This is a genomic window from Thiomicrorhabdus indica, from assembly GCF_004293625.1.
Taxonomy (GTDB): Bacteria; Pseudomonadota; Gammaproteobacteria; order Thiomicrospirales; family Thiomicrospiraceae; genus Thiomicrorhabdus; species Thiomicrorhabdus indica.
On sequence record NZ_CP033040.1, the window covers coordinates 1409360 to 1430662 of the forward strand.

The 21303-nt window shown below is 39.1% G+C and carries 15 protein-coding genes; 10 read left to right on the plus strand and 5 right to left on the minus strand.

The features are described from left to right. Nucleotides 1–19: 19 nt before the first annotated feature. From D9T12_RS05940 to mfd, 4 genes are read right to left on the minus strand one after another with little or no spacing between them, the layout of a single operon-like run. Complete coding sequence (locus D9T12_RS05940; protein WP_130537316.1) at nt 20–1378, minus strand: diguanylate cyclase; 1359 nt, start codon at nt 1376–1378, stop codon at nt 20–22. A 12-nt stretch (nt 1379–1390) separates the two neighbouring features. After that, nucleotides 1391–2176 (minus strand): substrate-binding periplasmic protein, encoded by a 786-nt coding sequence (locus D9T12_RS05945; RefSeq protein WP_130537317.1) that lies wholly within the window; start codon nt 2174–2176, stop codon nt 1391–1393. Nucleotides 2177–2230: 54 nt separating this feature from the next. Then, entirely contained in the window at nt 2231–2887 is a 657-nt protein-coding gene (locus D9T12_RS05950) for a CsiV family protein (protein ID WP_130537318.1), read from the minus strand. Between the two features lie 4 nt (nt 2888–2891). Next, on the minus strand, nt 2892–6428 hold the full coding sequence (gene mfd, locus D9T12_RS05955; protein WP_130537319.1) for a transcription-repair coupling factor: 3537 nt from the start codon (nt 6426–6428) through the stop codon (nt 2892–2894). A gap of 503 nt (nt 6429–6931) precedes the next feature. Between mfd and D9T12_RS05960 the strand changes: the two genes are divergently transcribed. The 6 genes from D9T12_RS05960 (at nt 6932) to D9T12_RS05985 (ending at nt 14473) form a co-directional block, all read left to right on the plus strand. Next, nucleotides 6932–8224 (plus strand): MMPL family transporter, encoded by a 1293-nt coding sequence (locus D9T12_RS05960; protein WP_165395047.1) that lies wholly within the window; start codon nt 6932–6934, stop codon nt 8222–8224. A 202-nt stretch (nt 8225–8426) separates the two neighbouring features. Continuing rightward, nucleotides 8427–9743 (plus strand): NAD(P)/FAD-dependent oxidoreductase, encoded by a 1317-nt coding sequence (locus tag D9T12_RS05965; RefSeq protein WP_130537321.1) that lies wholly within the window; start codon nt 8427–8429, stop codon nt 9741–9743. A gap of 109 nt (nt 9744–9852) precedes the next feature. Further along, nucleotides 9853–10557, plus strand: coding sequence for a trimeric intracellular cation channel family protein (locus D9T12_RS05970; RefSeq protein WP_130537322.1), 705 nt, complete (start codon nt 9853–9855; stop codon nt 10555–10557). A gap of 50 nt (nt 10558–10607) precedes the next feature. Next, nucleotides 10608–11858, plus strand: a complete 1251-nt coding sequence (locus D9T12_RS05975) for a lipoprotein-releasing ABC transporter permease subunit (protein WP_130537323.1) — start codon at nt 10608–10610, stop codon at nt 11856–11858. Beyond that, a complete protein-coding gene (gene lolD, locus D9T12_RS05980) occupies nt 11851–12552 on the plus strand; it encodes a lipoprotein-releasing ABC transporter ATP-binding protein LolD (RefSeq protein ID WP_130537324.1) in 702 nt (233 codons plus the stop codon). Before D9T12_RS05975 ends, lolD begins: the two co-directional genes overlap by 8 nt. Nucleotide 12553: 1 nt before the next feature. Next, a complete protein-coding gene (locus tag D9T12_RS05985; protein ID WP_130537325.1) occupies nt 12554–14473 on the plus strand; it encodes an ABC-F family ATP-binding cassette domain-containing protein in 1920 nt (639 codons plus the stop codon). 104 nt (nt 14474–14577) lie between these two features. Here the strand turns inward: D9T12_RS05985 and D9T12_RS05990 are convergent, their stop codons facing one another. Next, nucleotides 14578–14781: a YgaP family membrane protein gene (locus D9T12_RS05990; RefSeq protein ID WP_130537326.1), complete on the minus strand. Its 204-nt coding sequence runs from the start codon at nt 14779–14781 to the stop codon at nt 14578–14580. A 365-nt stretch (nt 14782–15146) separates the two neighbouring features. On the opposite strand from D9T12_RS05990, the gene tig reads away from it, so the two are divergent. The 4 genes from tig to lon all read left to right on the plus strand — a co-directional run bounded on the left by tig (nt 15147) and on the right by lon (nt 21273). Continuing rightward, entirely contained in the window at nt 15147–16466 is a 1320-nt protein-coding gene (gene tig, locus D9T12_RS05995) for a trigger factor (protein ID WP_130537327.1), read from the plus strand. A gap of 291 nt (nt 16467–16757) precedes the next feature. Next, on the plus strand, nt 16758–17357 hold the full coding sequence (gene clpP / locus D9T12_RS06000; protein WP_130537328.1) for an ATP-dependent Clp endopeptidase proteolytic subunit ClpP: 600 nt from the start codon (nt 16758–16760) through the stop codon (nt 17355–17357). Between the two features lie 10 nt (nt 17358–17367). Beyond that, complete coding sequence (gene clpX, locus D9T12_RS06005) at nt 17368–18630, plus strand: ATP-dependent protease ATP-binding subunit ClpX (protein ID WP_130537329.1); 1263 nt, start codon at nt 17368–17370, stop codon at nt 18628–18630. A gap of 216 nt (nt 18631–18846) precedes the next feature. Beyond that, complete coding sequence (gene lon / locus D9T12_RS06010) at nt 18847–21273, plus strand: endopeptidase La (protein WP_130537330.1); 2427 nt, start codon at nt 18847–18849, stop codon at nt 21271–21273. Nucleotides 21274–21303: the final 30 nt, after the last annotated feature.

The following is a 21303-nucleotide window of genomic DNA, read 5'->3' on the forward strand; positions in this document are numbered from 1 at the left end:
TACTAAGTCGAAAGATTCATTATTGACCCGGTGTTAAATTCATCAATGTGTTGTTATAGGCAACCACTTGATTTCTTCCTTGATCCTTGGCTACATAAAGCGCCTTATCAGCTTGAGCCAGAATTTTTTCAAGATTAAAGTTTTGATCTGTTATTTCTGCAACACCGAAGCTGGCGGTAAACCGAATCGTTTGATTATTTTCGGTTAGCTGCGTGTTAGATACAGATTCTCGAATTTTTTCTGCGACATGGAAGCCGCCTTTAAGATCTGTTTGAGGCAGTAGTATCGCAAACTCTTCTCCTCCGAACCGCCCAATTAAATCAGAGGCCCGGCAGGAGTCTTTTAGAGTTTTAGCAAAACTTTGCAGTACTCGGTCGCCAGTTGCGTGACCATGAAGGTCATTAATTTTTTTGAAATGGTCAATATCGACCATGATAATGGTTGTTGTAAAGTGATGGCGACGTGCATTCTGGAGCTGTTGCTGACCTAATTCAAAAAATGCTCGTCTTGTTTTGACTTCGGTTAGCATATCGGTGTAAGCAAGTTTTTCAGCGGCTTCCTTTGCTTTAACTAACTCTTTTGTCCGCTCTTTTACCTTATTATCAAGTTCAGCATTTAAAACTTCCAGTGCTTTTTGGTGTTTTTGCAAGCTACAGATCATTTGGTTATAACTGTCTTTCAATAATAGAATTTCGTTATTCTCTGACCAAGAGATATCCAGACTAATTAGACTCGGCTGATTGATATCTTGTTGCTTTATCTTGCGTGTAAATTCATTAAGCGGTTTTCCGAGGTAGCGTTTGATGAAGTAGTAAATAATAAACCACAGCGCAAGTGTTTTGATGACCGAGTTGATAAGGATAAGAAAAAAGCCATATTTGACCCTTTCAAAGACCAATCGTTCATTGGAATAAATAGTTACTTCTCCAAGTGGTTGGGGGTCTTTAAATGCAGGGCCTTGATAGGTAATGGGAAATGTGTGACCGAATAATGCATCAGCGCCTATGCCTGTTTCTGGTGAAGAACTTGGATGGTTTTCTGTATCGTAATAATGCGTTTGGTTATTTTCATCCAAAATCGAACCAATCTTATAATCCATTTTATGATCAAATGATTCGACTTTAATTCCGACTACAATCGGACTGTTATAAACACCTTGTAGAATAGAATGTAGTAATTCTTGATTATAAGTCCAGACTGAGTCACTAATGCCTTGACCAAAAGTAGTGGGCAGCAGTTGGATTTCATGATAAAAACTTTTTTTTGTATTTTCGTACTCTTTATAGAGCTGAATTACTGTAACGATAATGGCCACTAAAAAATAAAAACTAAAAATAACCGTTAATAGGTGAAGGGCTATGGAGTGGCGAAATGACATATGCAAGAATATTTAAGGATTGGTTTTCCAATCCTGCATTCCATAAGTGGAAAGAATTTCTTTTAGCCTTCCTGATTTGCGCATATTTTCAATCTCCTCATCTAAAATTTGGGCATAGATTTTAGAGTTTTCGTTTGCTGGAGAAAAGCCAGTATAGACATCGATCACAACAGGTGTATTTCCAGAAATCTGAACAAATTCAGATTTACCCATTTGCTGGAGTTTATATTCAAAAACACTTTTATCTTCGATAATCGTTGTTAAACGACCAGCCAGTAACATTTCTAGCAGCCGCTCTAGTGGTTTCTCACCGGTGATTGCAAGAACATTATTTGGGTTTTGGTTGATATAGCCCATTACCTCGGGATCAACATAGTCATAACCTTTAATGACGCCAATCATTTTTGCCTGTTTCAGCGATTCGAGACCTTGATAACGCCATTCATTGGTTTTAAGACTAAAAAAAGTGCTGTTGCTAATACCTTGTGGGTTTGAGGGCATAATGAAATCAGGAGCTTCTTCTCTAAAACATGCTTGAGTTGCATCTAATTTGCCTTCTCTGACTAGAGTAAGGCCACGAGAGTAAGAGACCTCAACGAATTCAACGTCATGACCGTGTTTTTTTAGAGCTTCGACTAACATATCTCCTAGATAACCAACTTTTCCATTGTTTTGAGAGGCAATACAGTCGTAGGGACACCATTCATCCGTTGCAATTCTAAGCGTATCTGCAGAAGCATTCAGCGACACAAGAAGACTTAAAGTAATCGAGTAAAAAAAGCGAGAATGATGTTGCATATGTGTCTTCTTCCTAATTTTATGGCTACCGGTTTAAGACTTTATCTGCTTCAGTTAATCCAATTTACGAATTTGCAGTAAAACCCCAAATAGAGGATGGTCAATATAATGAAGTTCATCGGATTTCATTTTACGCTGGGCGCTTATATGAAATGGCCAATGAGTTGGTAGGTCATTCAGTGGTATTTTTTGCATTTGAGCAAATTCAGATCTTACTGCATTCGGTATCATCCGCTCATAGTTGAAATCAATTTCTATGTGGTTAAAACGAGATTGATACATTTTTACGGTTCCGTAAAAACTGGTTGAACCCTGGTTTGCTTCTAAAAAAAGTTTGGGAGACTCTTTTGCTCCTAATGCATTTTGAACCCAACTTTGATGCGTAATAATTCGGTAATTTTTTGCTACTCTTGAGGCTTCTGCATCTAACATTGGGTTTGCATTTTCGATAAACAAAGGAGACCGGCCGGTTGCTGTTAAATCCTGCACATTTTCAATCTGAGCTGAATCAACAATGCTTGGCCAATATTCTTCCGTCCAACCTTTTAATGCAAGATGTTCAAAGATAATCATATCAATATGATAACGTTGGATTTTTTCTTCTGCAGAAGCCTTTGTCGTGAATAATCCTGCTAAACAAGCGACAAGAACTAAAGCGACGGTTGTAGGAGAGGTTATTTTCGCTGTTGGTTTAGAGTGCGTCAAAATCACAAATTTATTCCTCTAAAGTAATTTGCTGTAGCAAGTGTTTAAACGCTTTCATGCGCTCGTCAATAGTTGGCATTGTATCGAAAAATTTCAACTCGGTTTGTCCTTTAAGATCAAATTGCTTTGGCTGGCTCTGAATAAGAGGGATAAGCTTTCCAGGATCAATCTTTGGTTGTGGTCCAAATTGAATGCGAATCATCTCGTCACTGATATCGACTTTTTTGAAGCCTAAATCGTTCACCCAAATTTTTACCTTGGATAGTTCCAACAGATTTTGAACATAGTCTGGGAAAAGGCCAAAGCGATCGATAATTTCAATACGTAGCTCTTGTAACTCAGCTTCAGATTCAGCGGCAGCAATACGTTTATAAAGTACTAAACGACTATGAACATCCGGCAAATAGGTTTCAGGTATGAGAGCAGGTTCTCCTATGTCTACTTCGCACCCAGTTTCGAGAGATAGTGATAATTCAGGCTGTTTACCAGATTTAAGTGCTTTTACAGCACGTTCTAAAATTTCACTGTATAGCGTAAAACCGATTTCAGTAATTTGCCCCGACTGTCCATCTCCTAAAAGTTCACCGGCCCCTCGAATTTCCAAATCGTGACTAGCCAGCATAAACCCAGCACCAAGCGTATCGTGTTTGGCAATCGCTGTTAAGCGCTTTTCCGCATCACTAGTCAGTTGAGATTTTCCTGCTGTAAATAAATAGGCATAAGCACGGTGATGAGAGCGTCCAACACGACCTCGTAGTTGGTGTAACTGCGCTAAACCAAATTTATCAGCCTGGTGGATTAAAATGGTGTTGGCTGTTGGAATATCAATCCCTGTTTCAATAATGGTGGTGCAAACTAAGATATTAAAACGTCGATGGTAGAAGTCTTCCATAACGCTTTCTAGTTGTCGTTCGTTCATCTGACCATGTGCATAACTTACCGCTGATTCAGGAATCAGTTCTTGAATGTCTTGAGCCATCTTTTCGATACGATCGACATGATTGTAGAGCAAATACACTTGTCCGCCACGTCGTATTTCACGCAAACAAGCCTCGCGTACGACTTCTGGGTTCCACTCTTGGACAAAGGTTTGCACCGCCAAACGTTTTGCCGGCGGTGTGGCAATAATGGAAAGATCACGCAAATCGTTCATTGCCATATTCAAGGTTCGTGGGATAGGGGTTGCTGTCATAGTTAAGACATCAACTTGGGCGCGCATCTTTTTGAGCTGTTCTTTTTGACGTACACCAAAGCGGTGTTCCTCATCAATAATGATCAAGCCGAGATTCTGGTAGTTGACGCCTTTTTGAATGAGCTTGTGTGTTCCAATGATAATATCGATTTTTCCAGCGGCTAAATCCTCTTGAATTTGCTTTTGTTCTTTGGCTGTTTGAAAACGAGATAAGACTTCAATTCTCATTGGCCAATCTGCAAAACGATTCCTGAAGTTTTCTAAATGCTGGTGCGCTAAAAGGGTTGTAGGGACAAGCATCGCAACTTGCTTTTCATCAAACGCAGCGATAAATGCAGCGCGCATGGCGACTTCTGTTTTACCAAAACCGACATCACCACAGACCAAGCGATCCATTGGTTTTTCGGAACGCATATCTTCAACCACTGAACGAATTGCAATGTATTGATCTGGGGTTTCTTCAAATGGGAAGCTTTTAGAAAATTGATTGTAGGCATCATCCGGTGTTTGGAAGGCCGTGCCTTTTTGAGCAGCTCGTTGTGCATAAATATCAAGAAGCTCTGCGGCAACATCACGGGCCTTTTCGGCGGCTTTTTGTTTAGCTTTATCCCACTTATCCGTACCGAGTTTGTGCAAAGGTGCTGTTTCAGGAGTTGCTCCCGTGTATCGACTAATAAGGTGCAGAGAGCTGACAGGCACATATAGGTTGGCTGAGTCGGCATATTCTATTTTCATGAACTCTTGAGGTTCACCGCTCAATTCCATGGTTTCAAGGCCCTTATATCGACCAACACCATGATCAAAATGAACAATTGGACTACCAATGTTTAGTTCTATCAAGTTCGCGACTGCACTGTCAAAGTCTGAATGCTTTTTGCGGCGTCGGCGTTTTTGCAAAACTGTTTGGCCAACAATATCGCTTTCACTAATGACCGCAAATGTTTGATTAACAAATGATTCTTGTAATGGAGTGATCGTTAAGATAATTTGAGTCGCAGGACTCTCTTTGATGAGAGTTAAAGTTGCAGACCAACTATCTGTGACTTCAAAGTTTCTTGCAGGCAGCTGTTCTTTTAAAAGTTGCGCCAAACTTTCTCTACGACCTTTGGTTTCGGTGGAAAGTATGATTTTATTAAGCTGCTTTGGATTATTCTCACTCAAAAATTGGTCAAAAAAACTGTTTAGTGCTGCGAGCGGATATTCACTTTTAGCATTCAATGCTAGGTTGGGAATGGGTACAGATTCAAATAAAGTCGTTACAGATTTTTGATGGGCTTCTGGGTGCAGACTAATTCGATGATAGTGCTTGAGACGGGTTAAGAAATCCGTTTTGTTTTGGATAAGGTTTTCAGGTGCCAGAATTGGATACTGTATGTTGTGGCGACCAATTTCAAAACGTTCTTCATAGTTTTGCCAGCCTAAATCAATTTGTTCATCTAGCTGATCAAAGTCAAAAAATAGCGTATCTTCGGGGAAGTAATCAAATAAAGTGGCAAGTTTTTCGTGAAATAAGGGTAAGTAGTATTCAATACCACCAATGGCTTGACCTTGGGTGATGGCTTGATAAACCTCGGATTGCAGACGGTCTTCACCAAACACTGTACGAAACTGATTTCGAAAAGTAGCTAAGCCATTTTCTGTCAGATCAATTTCTTTGGCCGGCAGCAGTTCAATTTGTTCGATTTTATCGATTGATCTTTGGCTTTCTGGGTCAAAGCTTCGAATGGATTCGACTTCATCATCAAATAAGTCAATTCTAAAAGGCAAAGTGCTACCCATTGGAAAGACATCAATGATCGAGCCTCGAATTGCAAATTCACCATGTTCCATGACTTGACTAACGCGACTGTAGCTATTTGCCTCTAATCGACTTGCAAACGAATTAGGTTCTAATATTTCACCCGCTTTTAACAAAAATGAATGTGCGATGACATAATCGGAGGGCACAACTTTTTGCATTAAGGTTGAAACGGGCAGAACTAAAATTCCCCGTTTCTGTTGCGGTAGTTTGTAAAGTGTTTTTAATCGTTCGGAAACTAGGTCTTGATGAGGTGAAAAACGGTCGTAAGGCAGTGTTTCCCATTCTGGAAAACTTAGCAGATCGTTTTTTTTCTCGCTACCCAAAAATGACTGAATGTAATCTTGCAGTTTATTCGCTATTTGTGAATTGCTTGTCATCACGACAAAAAAACCAGGTTTCTGCTGATAAAGCTGCGATATTAAAAGGGCGCTTTGAGGTGTCTGCATGGCACCAAAGTGACTGCGATGACCTTTGGGTTGCCAATGACTAAGCCAGGATTGGATTGCATTGAGTGGGTGTAATGATGCGTTAGATTCAGATTTTTTGGTAGCCATGTCGTTTTTATGGTGTTTTCATTGAGTTGTAGTAATTGTTTGTTTAAGTGAAATTACTGGATAAACGATTTAAACCATCTCATTTGTATGAAATTTAAACAGGTTTTATGTATCAGTTTCGAGTTCTAAGGGTTTGTTAAACTAGTGGCGATTTTAAATTTAGCGAGTTCAATCAAGCTTAGAATTTATCTCTAATTGTAAATAGTCGACTCTGAATAACTGGTTTAGATTTATGTGGGATGTTTAAGTAGATAGGCTCTAGGCGTGGATTGAAGATAATGGTTATTCCATTATTGAGATTCACAACAACGAGAATATCTGCTTAAACGCCCACCCAAACAAAGCACTCGGCTGCAGAGCAGAGAAAGGGGCTTTGCCATAAATTAAACGAGTTATTCAGAATCGACTAAATATGTAAACGTGTGATTGTATAAATTTTTAACACTAATGTGAGGTTTTTGGTTGCCATGAGCAATAATTGGATTTACCACTGGGTGCAAATAATGGCTCATCATAAAAAAATGCTCGGCCTGTTCTGGTTGATGCTGATTGTTGTCAGCAGTATAGGCGTGCTGACAACAGATAGCAGTCACCTATCAGTTCTCTGGACAGCCGAAGACACTTTTTTAAGACCTTTAGAGGTGTTATTTTTGAGCTCGGTTATTATCAGCCTATTTTTTGGCTGGCAGTCTGAGTCTGTAAAATCAGGATTGCTCAACCTTCTATTTTTGAATCTCGCTTATATCATAACGATTGGGTTGGCTAGTTGGTTTGATATTTATTGGGGCAGTCTGGAATTTTTAGCATTAATCATTGCGTCGACATTAGTTACCGCTAACTTTATTCATTTGTTAAGTACTTTACACAGGGAAATGGCGCGAGGGCTTTTTCAGTTTGACGCTGTTGCGGAGGCGGTAAAGCTCAATCATTCACCCATTTTTCTTTCTAATTTAACGACGGCACTGGGCGTTATTTGTATTGCTTGGTTTGAACCTGAGTTAGCCGAGATGGCTTGGGTCATTTCATTGGGGGTTTTGGTAAGTTATTTATTTAGTGTGACGCTGTTTCCTTGGTTACTACTTACTTTCTTTTTGGAGTTTCGTGTTGGTAATTCGCGTGATCGTCAAGGTTTTTACCAATGGATGAAAAAACTCGAAGCTCTGACACATTATCCAATTTTGCTACCTGCAATCAAAATTGCTTTAGCTTTGGGGTTTGCAGTCTTATTCATTTTATTTTTCAGCTGGATGGACAATCTTCATTTGTTACCGGCCGGTAGTTTAGCCGCATTAGGGACTTTTCTAGTCATAATGTGGGGAGGATTAGGAATGTGGTGGCAACAGTTTTCCTGGTCAACCGCCATTGTCTTAACAATCAGTTTGGTCGCTATTGTTACCAATATGATTATTGCAATAATGGTGATGAAATTCGATTTTCTACCGGCCGGTAATATTCCAGAATTTTTGCCAAATAAAGATTTATTTTGGTTATTAATGTGGATTGCGCCAATGGGCATCGTTGTAGATGATTTAATTCATTTTTTTTCCAGAATGAAGCGTGCAAAATCAACCGTTTTTGCTTCACCAAAAGAGTCTGTTCGCTTTGCGATGATTAGTGTTGGGCGGCCGATATTGGTTACCTCCATAACTTTAGTTATGGTTATGTTATTAATATTTTTTGTGAGTGAACCGATTTTAGGTTTTATTGCGCTAAATGTATTGGTTTCAGTTGTTTTAGTTTCTTTAATTGTGCTTTTTATCATGCCTTTTGTCATGATTGCTCAATACAAAAAATAGTAGTTGGGTTGCTAATCAATATGAATTTGGCTTAAATAAACAGTCACTTAAATGCCTTAAAAGCAGATTGTTTCATGGTATTCAAGTCAAAGAAAAGACAAACTATATAAAAAATTTAAATCATTATTGAGATTTAAGAGTTAAGTTATACCTGAAATGAAAATAGGAATACTTAGTCTCCAGAACATAATAGAGGTAGAAAATGGCAACAGTTGTTGTGGTAGGTTCTAGCACAGGTGGATTACCAATGTCTTATGACATTCGTAAGCATCTTGATAAAGGTCATACAGTTAAAGTCGTGAATGCGATTGATGAGTTTAACTTTGTTCCATCTAACCCTTGGGTTGCTGTCGGTTGGCGTAAACCGGAAGATATTTCCTTTAAACTGGAACCTCATTTAACCCGTAAAGGCATTGAATTCTATCATCAAACTTGTGTAGGTCTTGATCCTGAGCAAAACCAAATTACCTTAGATGATGGTCAAACAATGGATTATGACTATTTAATCTTGTCGACAGGCCCAGCTTTGGCATTTGATGAAGTTGAAGGTTTTGGCCCGAAAAGCCATGGTGGAAATACCGTTTCGGTTTGTACAACGCCTCACTCTGTAGAAGCTTATGAACAGTGGCAAGAGTTCTGTAATGAACCTGGTCCAATTATCGTTGGAGCAGTTCAGGGAGCCTCATGCTTTGGGCCTGCTTACGAATTTGCGATGATTATGGAAACTGATTTGCGCAAACGCAAAATCCGTAATCAAGTTCCGATGACTTTTGTGACTGCTGAGCCGTATATCGGGCATTTAGGTCTTGGTGGGGTAGGTGATTCCAAAGGTTTAATGGAATCTGAAATGCGTAATCGCCATATTAATTGGATTTGTAATGCCAAAACGACCAAAATTGAGGACGGTGTGATGTATGTTGATGAACATGACCTTCAAGGGAATGTTATTAAGCAGCATGAACTTCCATTTAAGTATTCAATGATGTTACCGGCTTTCCGTGGTTCAAAATTCCTAATGGAAATGGTCGATTCAAATCCTGAAGCTGCTGGGGGTCCTTTAGTCAACCCTCGCGGTTTTGTAAAGGTTGACCAATTTAGTCGTAACCCGACTTATAAAAACATTTATGCATTAGGTGTTGGGATTGCTATTCCTCCTGTCGATACCACTTGTCCTGTTCCTTGTGGCACCCCAAAAACAGGTTTGATGATTGAGTCAATGGTGACAGCAATTTGCCATAACATTGAGGCGAACATCAAAGGTGAAGATGCTCATGAGGAGCCAACGTGGAACACTGTATGTTTGGCTGACATGGGTGACTCGGGTGCTGCATTTGTTGCATTGCCACAGATTCCACCTCGGAATTTGACATGGGCAAAGAAAGGTAAATGGGTGCATTTAGCGAAAATTGCATTTGAAAAATATTTCATTCGAAATATGAAAGCTGGGAACTCTGAACCGATTTACCAGAAATATATTATGAAAATGTTAGGAATCAACCGTTTGAAGTCTCAAAAATAAGACATCAAGTGTTCAATGATCTTTAACAGATTACTTCAGAGAAAAACGCTCCAATTCAGGGGCGTTTTTTTTTAGTTTAAAGTTTTCGTCGTTTATAATTGCAGCCACTATGGCAATTTCAATTTTAATTCACTACCTAGATATTTTAGGAACCGTTGTTTTTACAATTACGGGGTTGCTTGCTGCGCGCTATAAACGCCTAGATTTATTTGGGGCGATCGTGATTGCAATGGTCACTGCAATTGGTGGTGGGACTGTTCGCGATTTGATTATTGATGAGCCTGTTTTCTGGACACAGAATGATTCTTATATTTATTTAGTTGTGATTACTGCACTCATCTTTTTTTTCCTTGCTCGCTTTAAACGACTTCCCATTAAAATGCTGGTGCTTCTTGATGCGTTAGGTCTCGCAGTGTTTACAGTAATCGGTACTCAAAAAGCCTTAGAGCTCGGCTTTTCTGATCCAATCGCTATTATGACCGGGGTGATGACAGGGGTTGTTGGAGGAATGATTCGTGACGTTCTAGTGGGTGAAATGCCACTGGTACTTAGAAAAGAGATCTATGCGACGGCCTCATTTTTTGGCGCCAGTGCATTATTACTGCTTGACCAGTGGGATGTTTCGTTGGATATTGCTATTTTGGTATCCATCGTAATTACGCTAAGTCTGCGGGTTTTAGCAATTATCTATACGATTGAGTTGCCTGTTTTTGTTTCCTATCAACCTAAAATCCCGAACTCTGAAGGTTCAAAGGAAGCAAAGAACGACGCTAATCAATCGGATTCAAAAAATGAATCTAATAACCTTTATTAATTTATTAACTACGGATAAGTCATTTATCCGACCAACCATACTGAGTGGATATGTTTAAACTCCCTTATGAATTTCTTTTGAGTTGGCGATACACTCGCGCAAAACGTCGTAATGGTTTTATCTCCTTTATTTCCCTTTCATCCATGATTGGTATCGCACTCGGTATCACCGCATTAATCACGGTGTTATCGATTATGAACGGGTTTCAACAAGAGTTACGTGAACGAATTCTTGGAATGACTGCGCACATGACCTTGACAGAAGCAGATAACAGACTAAGAGATTGGCAGAGTGTGTATTCTCAAGTGATTGATTATCCTAAGATATTAGGCGCTGCACCGAATATTTCAGAGCAGGCAATGTTAACCGGTTCAGGAGAAGTCAAAGGAACGATGATTCGAGGGGTATTACCTGAACAAGAAGGGCAAGTTTCAGATATTGAAAACCAGATGGTTTTAGGAAGTTTTGAACAATTGCAACCTAAAGCATACCAAATAATTTTAGGGTCGGAATTGGCTTCAACGCTTGGCGTTTCTTTAGGTGATAAGGTTACAGTTATTGCACCACAAGGCACGGTATCTCCTTTAGGTGTGGTGCCTAGAATCAAACGTTTTACTGTTATTGGAGTGTTTGAAGCGGGCATGCATGAATATGATAGCGGTATGGCATTTATTCATTTAAAAGATGCGCAAACGCTATTCAAATATGGCGAAGCGGTGGGCGGACTTCAACTAAAGATTGATGATTTGTTCAAAGTGTTCGAAGTTCGTGAAGATCTGGGAAAACATCTTACCGGCCGGTATTATGTGCGTGATTGGACACAACAACATGTAAACTTTTTTAAAGCGATTGAAATGGAAAAGCGCATGATGTTCATTGTTCTTGCATTAATAATTATGGTTGCCGCGTTTAATATCGTTTCTACCATGGTAATGGTTGTGACAGATAAGCAAAGTGATATTGCAGTTTTAAGAACGATTGGTGCCTCTCCTTTTAATATTCAAAGCATTTTTATTTTGCAAGGCTTGATTATCGGTTCCATAGGCGTGATTTTAGGATTAATTGGTGGAATAAGTCTGGCATCAAATATCGATGTAATCGTGCCACTTATTGAACAACTGCTTGGTTTCCAGTTCTTCCCTGCGGATGTGTATTACATCAGTAAGGTTCCTTCTTTAATTATTTGGAGCGATGTCTATTCTGTTGCGATTGTTGCTTTTGTTCTAACGTTAATTGCAACCCTTTATCCAGCATGGCGGGCGTCCAAAATTCAACCTGCTGAGGCGTTACGCTATGAATAAATCCATGCAGTCAAATATTGTCCTTCAGGCAAACTCCTTAGCGAAGTCTTACAAAGATGGAAGTTTAGAAACCAGTGTTTTCAATGAAATTAGTCTCAATCTAACAAGTGCTGAAAAAATGGCCATTGTTGGCGCGTCCGGTTCTGGAAAAAGTACACTGCTGCATTTGTTAGCGGGATTGGATACACCAACTTCAGGTGAAGTCTTATTAAAACAGAAAACGTTTTCAAAGTTGTCAGAAGCGAAACGTGGCAGGATGCGTAATGATTTAATGGGTTTTGTTTACCAATTTCATCATTTGTTACCCGAACTAAGTGCTATTGAAAATGCGATGTTACCACTATGGATTCGTCGTCAGAATCGTCGTGAAGCTGAAGAAAAAGCCAAAACGCTTTTGACTCGAGTCGGTCTTGGGCACCGTTTAAACCATAAGCCTGCTGAGCTGTCTGGTGGTGAGCGACAACGAGTTGCACTTGCTCGTGCTCTAATTACCGAACCTGCCTGTATACTCGCCGATGAGCCGACTGGGAATTTAGATGCAAGCTCCGCTTCACAAGTATTTGATTTGTTACTGGAGTTAAATGAGGAACATCAAACGGCTCTGCTTATAGTGACGCACGATTTGAGTCTGGCTTCAAAAATGGACACACAACTTTCATTGGTCGAAGGTAAGTTACAAAGAGTCTCTATCTAACATGATTTCAATTCAAAACCTGTCATTACGCGCTGGCACAAAACCTTTATTAGATTCAGCAAATCTAACGATTCATCCCGGACAAAAAATAGGCCTAGTTGGAAAAAATGGCGCCGGTAAAAGTACCTTTTTTAAAGCTGTTTTAGGTGAAACGACTATTGATTCAGGTGACATTAAAGTTCCAAATAACTGGCAAATCGGTTACGTGGAGCAAGAAACAAAAGACCTAAGTGTAGGAATGTTAGATTATGTATGCTTTGGGGATAGTCTATATTTTGAAGTCATGCAATCACTTGAGCAAGCAGAGAGTACTCAAAACAATCAAGCGTTGGTTAAGGTCTATGATCAAATTGAACACATTCAGGCTTATGAAGTGCCGTTAAAAGCTAAGCAAATGTTATTTGGGTTAGGGTTTAACCAACTGGATTTTGATAAGCAGTTGTCAGAATTTTCAGGTGGGTGGCAGGTGCGTTTGAAATTGGCGAGAGCCTTAATGCAGCGATCAGACTTACTTTTGCTTGATGAACCTACGAACCACTTGGATATTGAAGCGGTCACTTGGCTGGAACTTTGGCTCAAATCTTATCAAGGGGCGATTTTGGTCATTTCGCATGATCGAAACTTCTTGGATGAGGTCGTTCAAGGTATTGCAGAGATCGACCAGCAGAAGATTCAATACTATTCTGGAAATTTTGCGGCGTTTGAAAGACAACGTCACGAGCAGTTGATGCAACAACAAAGTCTGCATGACAAGCAAAAACAACAGATGCAGCACCTTAAAACATTCATTTCCCGTTTCAAAGCCAAGGCAAGTAAAGCCAAGCAAGCTCAGAGTCGTGTCAAAGCGTTGGAGCGCATGGAGCAGGTAGCTGCCGTCCAAGCCTGTACAGATTTTCATTTTGCATTTAGTGAGCCGAAACAGATGCCGGATCCAATGTTGGAGATTCAAGCGTTAGATTTTGCTTACAATGATAAAACCATTTTAGATAAGGTTAATCTTGTTGTGAGAAGTGGTGACAGGATTGGGCTTGTTGGAGTGAATGGATCAGGTAAAACCACTCTACTAAAATTATTAGTAGGTGATTTAAAACCTGTAGCAGGGAAAATACAGCTAAGCAAAGGTTTAAAAATTGGCTATTTTTCACAACACCAACTAGAAACGCTTCGCCCTGAATGGAGTCCTTTACAGCATCTTTTAGCAATGGAAGAGGCTCCGTCTGATCAAGAATCGCGAGACTTTTTAGGTCAATTTGGTTTTTCTAATCAGCAAGCACTGGAGACAATCGAAAATTTTTCAGGGGGAGAAAAAGCTCGTTTAGCACTGGCTTTGATCCGTTTCCAAGAACCCAATTTGATCATTCTCGATGAGCCTACCAACCATTTGGATATGGAAACTCGTGATGCCCTAGAAATGGCAATCAATGATTTTACCGGCGGCGTGATTATTGTTAGTCACGATAAGCAACTTTTAAATGCCTGTGTAGACCAGTTTTGGTGGGTACATCAAGGACAGGTTGAATTGTATTTTGGTTCATTGGATGAATACCTACAGGATCAAATGAAGCGTGTTCGTGATGAAAACCGTTTACTTTCCAACACGGGTAAAAACTCCGATAAAAATGAAGTCAATAAAAAAGCCATTCGACAGACAAATGCCCATATTCGTAAACAACTTGAACAGCAGCTTAAGCCGCTAAAGAAGCAGTTGAAAAAAATGGAAACTCAACTTGAGAAAAGCCAAAATAGATTAGAGGAAATCCATTTATTGATGGAAAACCCTGAATTGTACGATGCACAGAACAAAGAGAGGCTCGAACCCATCTTACTGGAAGAAGCACAATTGAAAAAAACAATTGAAGAGTGTGAAGAGCAGTGGTTAGAGCTTGAGGAAGAGATGGAAGAAATTCGTCAATCTCAATAAGAAAAAAGAGTAGTTTTAAATAAAAACTAGCAAAATATTAATCTTCTTAGGTGAAAAAAGACTTTACCGGCCGGTAAAGTCTTTAATAACGCATAATGATTCAATTACTTGAATGCACAGCCATGTTTTAAGCCAAACTTACGCAGTATTTTAACCATTGGACAAAAGCCAGTCATTCCTGCAAACAACAAGTTTGCGCCTACAAATCCAGTTAAATATAACCACAGAGGATCGTGGTAAACAGATAATAGGGTGCTAACAAGAACCATTGTTCCAGCCATAAGCATGACGATTTTTTCAATAACCATGATTTTTCCTTTAAATATAAGGGGTTAAAATAACGTTTCGCGCATTTTACCTGAAACCACTCAATTCAACAAAAAAACTAATACATTCTTAATGAATGTATAAAAATATCTAGTCAACTAAGAGATTTTTATCGTACTGGCGAAATAAAATTGGCTCAATTTAGTTTTTTTTGTGCGTAGAAGTCGGTAGGATTTGGCTGACTAATTTGAAAGCAAGGGTTTTTTCTTTAAATTCATGTGCTAAGCCAGTATAATTCTGCTCCAAAATTTTCTAAGGTTTCGTTTTGCCGAAGTGGATTCAATTAATTCATAAATGAGTAAACTGAAGCCTTTACTATATAACCCTTAAATTTCGAGATGAAACAATGCAAGTAACTGTTGAAAAGCCTGAACAAGGTCTAGCGCACAAAATGACCGTTTCTTTCCCAGCGGATGACTACAAAGTAAAAGTAGAAAAACGCTTAAACGAGCTTCGTCGTACTGCCAAAATGGATGGTTTCCGTCCCGGAAAAGTCCCTTTAAACATTGTGAAAAAACGTCACGGTGCACAAGTTCATCAAGAAATGATGGGTGAAGCTCTTCAGAACGCTTTCTATGAAGCTGTTGAAAAAGAGTCAATCCAAGTTGCTGGTTTCCCTCAGTTTGAAGACTTAAATGATCAGGATGGTGACAACATCACATTCACAGCTTCATTCGAAGTTTATCCAGAAATTACTGTTCCTGAGTTTTCTGGGATTGAAGTTGAAGTGATTGAGTCGGATGTGACTGATGAAGATGTTGAAGACATGATCAACCGTTTACGTGAACAGCGTATGGCTTGGAAGCCTGCAAACGGTAACAAGAAAGCTAAAGAAGGTGAGCAGGTCATTATTGATTTCCTAGGGAAAATCGATGGTGAGACGTTTGAAGGTGGTTCTGCTGAAAATGTGCCTTTAGAAATCGGTTCTGGTCGCATGATTCCAGGTTTCGAAGATGGCATTATTGGTATGAAAAAAGGTGAAGAGAAGCAAATTGAAGTCACTTTCCCTGAAGACTATCATGCAGATAGCCTAAAGGGTAAAACAGCAACTTTTGATATCACTGTTCATTCTGTATCGACTAAGCAATTACCTGAAATCGATGAAGAATTTGTAAAATCATTTGGCGTTGAAGAAGGTACTGAAGAAGCTCTTCGTAAAGAAATCAAAGACAATATGACGAAAGAGCTTGCGCGTGCAGTAGAAGCTCAAAACCGTAATGCGGTCATGCAATCTCTACAAGAAGTTGCAGATGTGGAAGTTCCAAAAGCATTGGTTCAACAAGAAGCGCAACAATTGATGCAACGTGCTCAACAACAACTTCAGCAGCAAGGTGTTGATTTGAAAGATGCACCAATTAATCCTGAAACGTTCAACGATGAAGCCGCTAACCGTGTAAAACTTGGTCTAATGTTAGGTGAAATCATTAAAGTAAATGATTTCCAAGCTGAAGACTCAGAAGTGGAAGCTTATATTGCTGAGCAAGCATCTTCTTACGAAGATCCGAGTGAAGTGATGGCTTGGTATGCTCAAAACCCTGGTGCTCGTAGCGAAATTCGTGCGGTACTTGTGGAAAACAAAGTTGCTGAGAAAATTTTAGCGGAAGCAAAAGTCTCTAAAGTAAGCAAAAACTTCAAAGAAGTGATTGCGCCAAATCAAGCAGCTTAAGCTCTAAGCTTTTATTTTTGTGGTGTCTTATTTTTTTTGTTAACCTCAAAGATAGCTAAAACTTAATTTCGATAATGAAACAAACGTTTTGTTGTTGGAGTTAAGTTTTTTTTTGCCTGTAAAAAAGCTAATATTAAGTATCTGAAAGATTTAAGGTCCGTGTTTACGTAAAATTAAAATCTTTTTTACCGAACAGCCTTGAATAAATAAACTTTATCTCTAAATACTTATAAAGCTGATTACTTTATGGATACAAGTAGTCAGTGATTATAAAAACTAGAAAACACAAGAATGGATAATATGATTGAAAACGCATTAGTGCCAATGGTAATTGAGCAAACCAGTCGTGGTGAGCGATCTTATGATATTTACTCACGTCTTCTAAAAGAACGCGTCATATTTTTGGTTGGGCAAGTCGAAGACCATATGGCGAATTTGATTGTGGCACAAATGCTTTTTTTAGAATCCGAAAACCCAGATAAAGATATCCATTTGTATATCAATTCCCCAGGAGGAAGTGTTACTGCAGGGATGGCCATCTACGACACTATGCGCTTTATCAAGCCGAATGTCAGCACGATGTGTATTGGTCAAGCAGCTAGTATGGGTGCTTTTTTATTATCAGCTGGTGAAAAAGGAAAACGTTTTGTCTTGCCTAACTCTCGTGTGATGATTCACCAGCCCTTAGGAGGTTTCCAAGGGCAAGCAAGTGATATTCAAATTCATGCTCAGGAAATTTTGCAAATTAAGCAGCGTTTAAACGAAGCATTGGCAGATCATACTGGGCAAGACTTGGAAACCATTGAGCGTGACACGGATCGCGATAATTTTTTAAGTGCTCAAGCCGCAGTCGACTACGGTCTAGTTGATAAAGTTGTTTCTAGCCGCTAAGGGGGAGTCTATGACTGAAAAACACCTATATTGTTCATTTTGTGGCAAGAGTCAGAATGAAGTTCGTAAATTAATCGCTGGGCCAGAAGTCTATATTTGTGATGAGTGTGTTGATCTCTGCAACGATATTCTTAAAGAGGAGTTTGGTAGTGATGAAGAGTTCAATAGCTTAGATTTAGAAAATCTACCGACACCAAAAGAGATTAGTCAAATTTTGGACGATTATGTCATTGGTCAAAATCAAGCAAAAAAAGTTCTATCAGTTGCGGTGTATAACCACTATAAGCGATTAAATTCAAAATCTCATACGGACGATGTTGAGCTAACCAAAAGCAATATTCTGTTGATTGGACCCACTGGTTCGGGGAAAACCTTGCTAGCACAAACGCTTGCCAGATTGTTGGATGTTCCGTTCGCTATCGCTGACGCAACAACCTTGACAGAAGCCGGTTATGTTGGTGAAGATGTTGAAAGCATTGTTCAAAAATTGCTTCAACGTTGTGAGAATGACTCTGATAAAGCGGAAATGGGAATAATTTATATTGATGAAATCGATAAGATTACCCGTAAATCTGAAAACCCGTCCATTACTCGAGATGTCTCCGGAGAAGGTGTTCAGCAAGCGTTACTAAAGTTGGTTGAAGGCACGATTGCGAACATTCCTCCACAAGGAGGTCGTAAACACCCAAATCAGCAAGATATGATTCAAGTTGATACGTCAAAAATTTTATTTATCGTGGGTGGGGCTTTTGAAGGTCTGGATAAAATCATTGAACAACGTACTTCTACAGATGTTGGAATTGGTTTTTCTGCGGAAATTCGTAGCAAAGACAACGAAGTGACAATCACTGAGAAATATAAACAAATTGAACCGGAAGATTTGGTGAAGTTTGGTTTGATTCCAGAATTTGTTGGGCGGTTGCCAATGGTTGCTTCACTTGAGGAATTGGATGAAGAGGCGCTAATTCGAATTTTAGTTGAACCTAAAAATGCTCTAGTGAAACAGTTCCAAAAAATGTTCGAAATGGAAAATGTGGAACTGCAATTTAGAAAAGATGCGCTGAATGAAATTGCAAAACTTGCGATAAAGAGAAAAACCGGTGCTCGTGGATTGCGCTCAATTATGGAAAATCTATTACTGGATACCATGTACGAACTGCCAGGCATTAAAAATGTTGAGAAAATTGTGATTAATAAATCGGTTGTACTAGGTGACAAGAACCCTATCTATGTTTATCAGGATGAACCTAAAGCAATGGCTTCAAGTGAATAGTTTATCTGTCTTATAAGCTTTCAATCAAAAGTCTTTCAATCAGATGCCCAGCGAAAGCTGGGTTTTTTGTAATAAAGCTCCAAAACTAATCTGTTTGGTAAAAACTTGAGACAAGACACAAAACTAGTGATACAACTAAAGCATTAATGAAGGGCTAGCGAAAGGCGATGAAATAAGATTTCGTCTTTCGAAAAAAAATAATAAAAAGGAAACAAAATGGATACTGATAGCATTGCAATGAAAATGAATGTTTTAGTGCTACCTCTACGAGATGTGGTACTTTTACCTGGAAATGTCATGCCATTGTTTGTTGGTCGTGAGAAGTCTATGAAAGCGCTTCAGATGGCAATGGATGGTGAAAAAGAAATCTTTTTGATAGCACAAAAGGAAGCAACACTGGACTCACCTTTGAAAGAAGATTTATATCCAGTCGGTACCATGGCCAATATTTTGCAACTTCTAAAGCTGCCAGACGGTACAGTCAAAGTTTTGGTAGAAGGTTCAAAGCGCTATCATTTGGATGCTCTGCATGAAGAAACAGATGTGTTACGCGGTGATATTTCTGAGTTTCAAAGTGTGGAAGATTCGCACGAAGAAGTAAAGTTACTGATTGCAACACTTAAGAGCCGTTTTGCCCATTTAGCAGGATTAAAAAAGAAAATTCCTAGTACGGTTCGTGAATCTATAAAAAATGAAGAACACGCAGATCGTATAGTTGACTTACTCACTTTGCATTTAGAAGTCTCTTTAGCGGATAAACAAAAAATTCTTGAAACGGCTTCACGAAGTGAACGATTAGAAAAAGTATTGGTTTTATTAGAGACTGAAGTTGATTTATTGCAGTCAGAGCAACGCATTGCAAAACGTGTTAAGCAACAAATGGATAAAACTCAGCGTGAGTATTATTTAAACGAAAAAATAAAAGCGATTAACACTGAACTTGCAGGAGGTGATGACACACCTAATGAAATGGATTTACTGGCTGAGAAAATTGAATCCATTGGAATGCCTGAACCTGCAGTCATAAAAGCAAAATCTGAATTAAAGAAATTAAAACAAATGCCTTCTCAGTCTTCAGAAGCAACAGTTATTCGAAACTACTTAGATTGGCTATTGGAAATGCCATGGAAAAAGCGTACTCGTGTTAATAAAGATTTAAAGAAGGCAGAAAAAATTCTTGACCAACAGCATTATGGTTTAGAAAAAGTTAAAGAAAGGATTGTTGAATACCTAGCGGTTCAAAAGCGCGTTCGAAAAAGTAAAGGCCCAATCCTGTGTTTAGTCGGACCACCAGGAGTAGGGAAAACCTCTTTAGCCAAGTCAATTGCCGAAGCAACCAATCGTAAATATGTCCGTATGGCGCTTGGTGGAGTTAGGGATGAAGCAGAAATCCGTGGACATAGAAAAACTTATGTCGGCGCATTACCGGGGAAAATAGCCCAAAAAATGCATTCTGCTGGGACAAAAAACCCTCTATTTTTGCTCGATGAAATTGACAAAATGACAAGTGACATGCGTGGCGATCCTGCTTCCGCGTTGTTAGAGGTTCTAGATCCTGAACAAAACCATAGCTTTAACGATCACTATCTTGAAGTGGATTATGATTTATCGGATGTTTTATTCATCGCAACGTCTAATTCCATGGATATTCCTGAGGCGCTTTTAGATCGAATGGAGGTCATTAACCTTGCTGGCTATACCGAGGATGAAAAAATGCACATTGCTAATGAGCATTTACTATCTCGTGCAAAAAAAGACCATGGTTTGAAAAAAGACGAATTAACTGTCACTGATGACGCGATTAAAACCATTATTCAAACCTATACTCGTGAAGCAGGTGTTCGTTTATTGGCTCGTGAATTGGCAAAAATTTGTCGCAAAGCTGTAAAAAGAATTGTTACAGATAATATTGATACGCCCTTAAGTGTTACCTCTGAACAGCTTGAAGACTATTTAGGAGTGGCAAGACATCGCATTGGATTAGCCGATAAAGAAAATCGAATTGGCCAAGTGGCAGGACTTGCATGGACTCGTGTTGGTGGTGATTTATTAAGAATTGAGGCAACAGCAATGCCGGGGAAAGGTAAGTTAGTTAGTACAGGACAATTAGGCTCCGTCATGCAAGAATCTGTTCAGGCAGCGATGAGCGTCATTCGTAGTCGTTCTGATTCATTAGGTCTCGAAAAAGATTTTTATGAAAAATTTGATTTACATATACATTTTCCAGAAGGTGCTATAAAAAAAGATGGTCCTAGTGCAGGGATTGCAATCTGTACAGCTATCAGTTCGGTATTTACGGGAATTCCCGTTCGTTCCGACGTTGCCATGACAGGAGAGATTACTTTACGAGGCGAAGTTTTACCTATCGGCGGACTTAAGGAAAAATTATTAGCAGCGATTCGAGGCGGTATTAAAAAAGTATTAATTCCTATTGATAATGTTCGTGACTTGAGTGAAATTTCAGATGAAGTTAAAAATTCATTAGAAATTTGCCCTGTACAGTGGGTTGATGAAGTCATCAAACACGCATTGGTTCTTGAACCAAAGCCTTTGGAACAAAATCGTGAAATTGTGAAAGATAAAACGGTCTTTAAGGAAAAAGACGCAGAAAATAGTGAGAAATTGGGTTCTGCTCATCATTAATAGTGATTTTAAGCGTTTTTCGCTTGAACT

What these genes read in the sequence shown, in the direction of transcription:
- D9T12_RS05940 (WP_130537316.1), bottom strand. Translation starts at nt 1,378, where the DNA reads ATGTCATTTCGCCACTCCATAGCCCTTCACCTATTAACGGTTATTTTT.
- D9T12_RS05945 (WP_130537317.1), bottom strand. Translation starts at nt 2,176, where the DNA reads ATGCAACATCATTCTCGCTTTTTTTACTCGATTACTTTAAGTCTTCTT.
- mfd (WP_130537319.1), bottom strand. Translation starts at nt 6,428, where the DNA reads ATGGCTACCAAAAAATCTGAATCTAACGCATCATTACACCCACTCAAT.
- D9T12_RS05960 (WP_165395047.1), top strand. Translation starts at nt 6,932, where the DNA reads ATGGCTCATCATAAAAAAATGCTCGGCCTGTTCTGGTTGATGCTGATT.
- D9T12_RS05965 (WP_130537321.1), top strand. Translation starts at nt 8,427, where the DNA reads ATGGCAACAGTTGTTGTGGTAGGTTCTAGCACAGGTGGATTACCAATG.
- D9T12_RS05970 (WP_130537322.1), top strand. Translation starts at nt 9,853, where the DNA reads ATGGCAATTTCAATTTTAATTCACTACCTAGATATTTTAGGAACCGTT.
- D9T12_RS05975 (WP_130537323.1), top strand. Translation starts at nt 10,608, where the DNA reads ATGTTTAAACTCCCTTATGAATTTCTTTTGAGTTGGCGATACACTCGC.
- lolD (WP_130537324.1), top strand. Translation starts at nt 11,851, where the DNA reads ATGAATAAATCCATGCAGTCAAATATTGTCCTTCAGGCAAACTCCTTA.
- D9T12_RS05985 (WP_130537325.1), top strand. Translation starts at nt 12,554, where the DNA reads ATGATTTCAATTCAAAACCTGTCATTACGCGCTGGCACAAAACCTTTA.
- D9T12_RS05990 (WP_130537326.1), bottom strand. Translation starts at nt 14,781, where the DNA reads ATGGTTATTGAAAAAATCGTCATGCTTATGGCTGGAACAATGGTTCTT.
- tig (WP_130537327.1), top strand. Translation starts at nt 15,147, where the DNA reads ATGCAAGTAACTGTTGAAAAGCCTGAACAAGGTCTAGCGCACAAAATG.
- clpP (WP_130537328.1), top strand. Translation starts at nt 16,758, where the DNA reads ATGGATAATATGATTGAAAACGCATTAGTGCCAATGGTAATTGAGCAA.
- clpX (WP_130537329.1), top strand. Translation starts at nt 17,368, where the DNA reads ATGACTGAAAAACACCTATATTGTTCATTTTGTGGCAAGAGTCAGAAT.
- lon (WP_130537330.1), top strand. Translation starts at nt 18,847, where the DNA reads ATGGATACTGATAGCATTGCAATGAAAATGAATGTTTTAGTGCTACCT.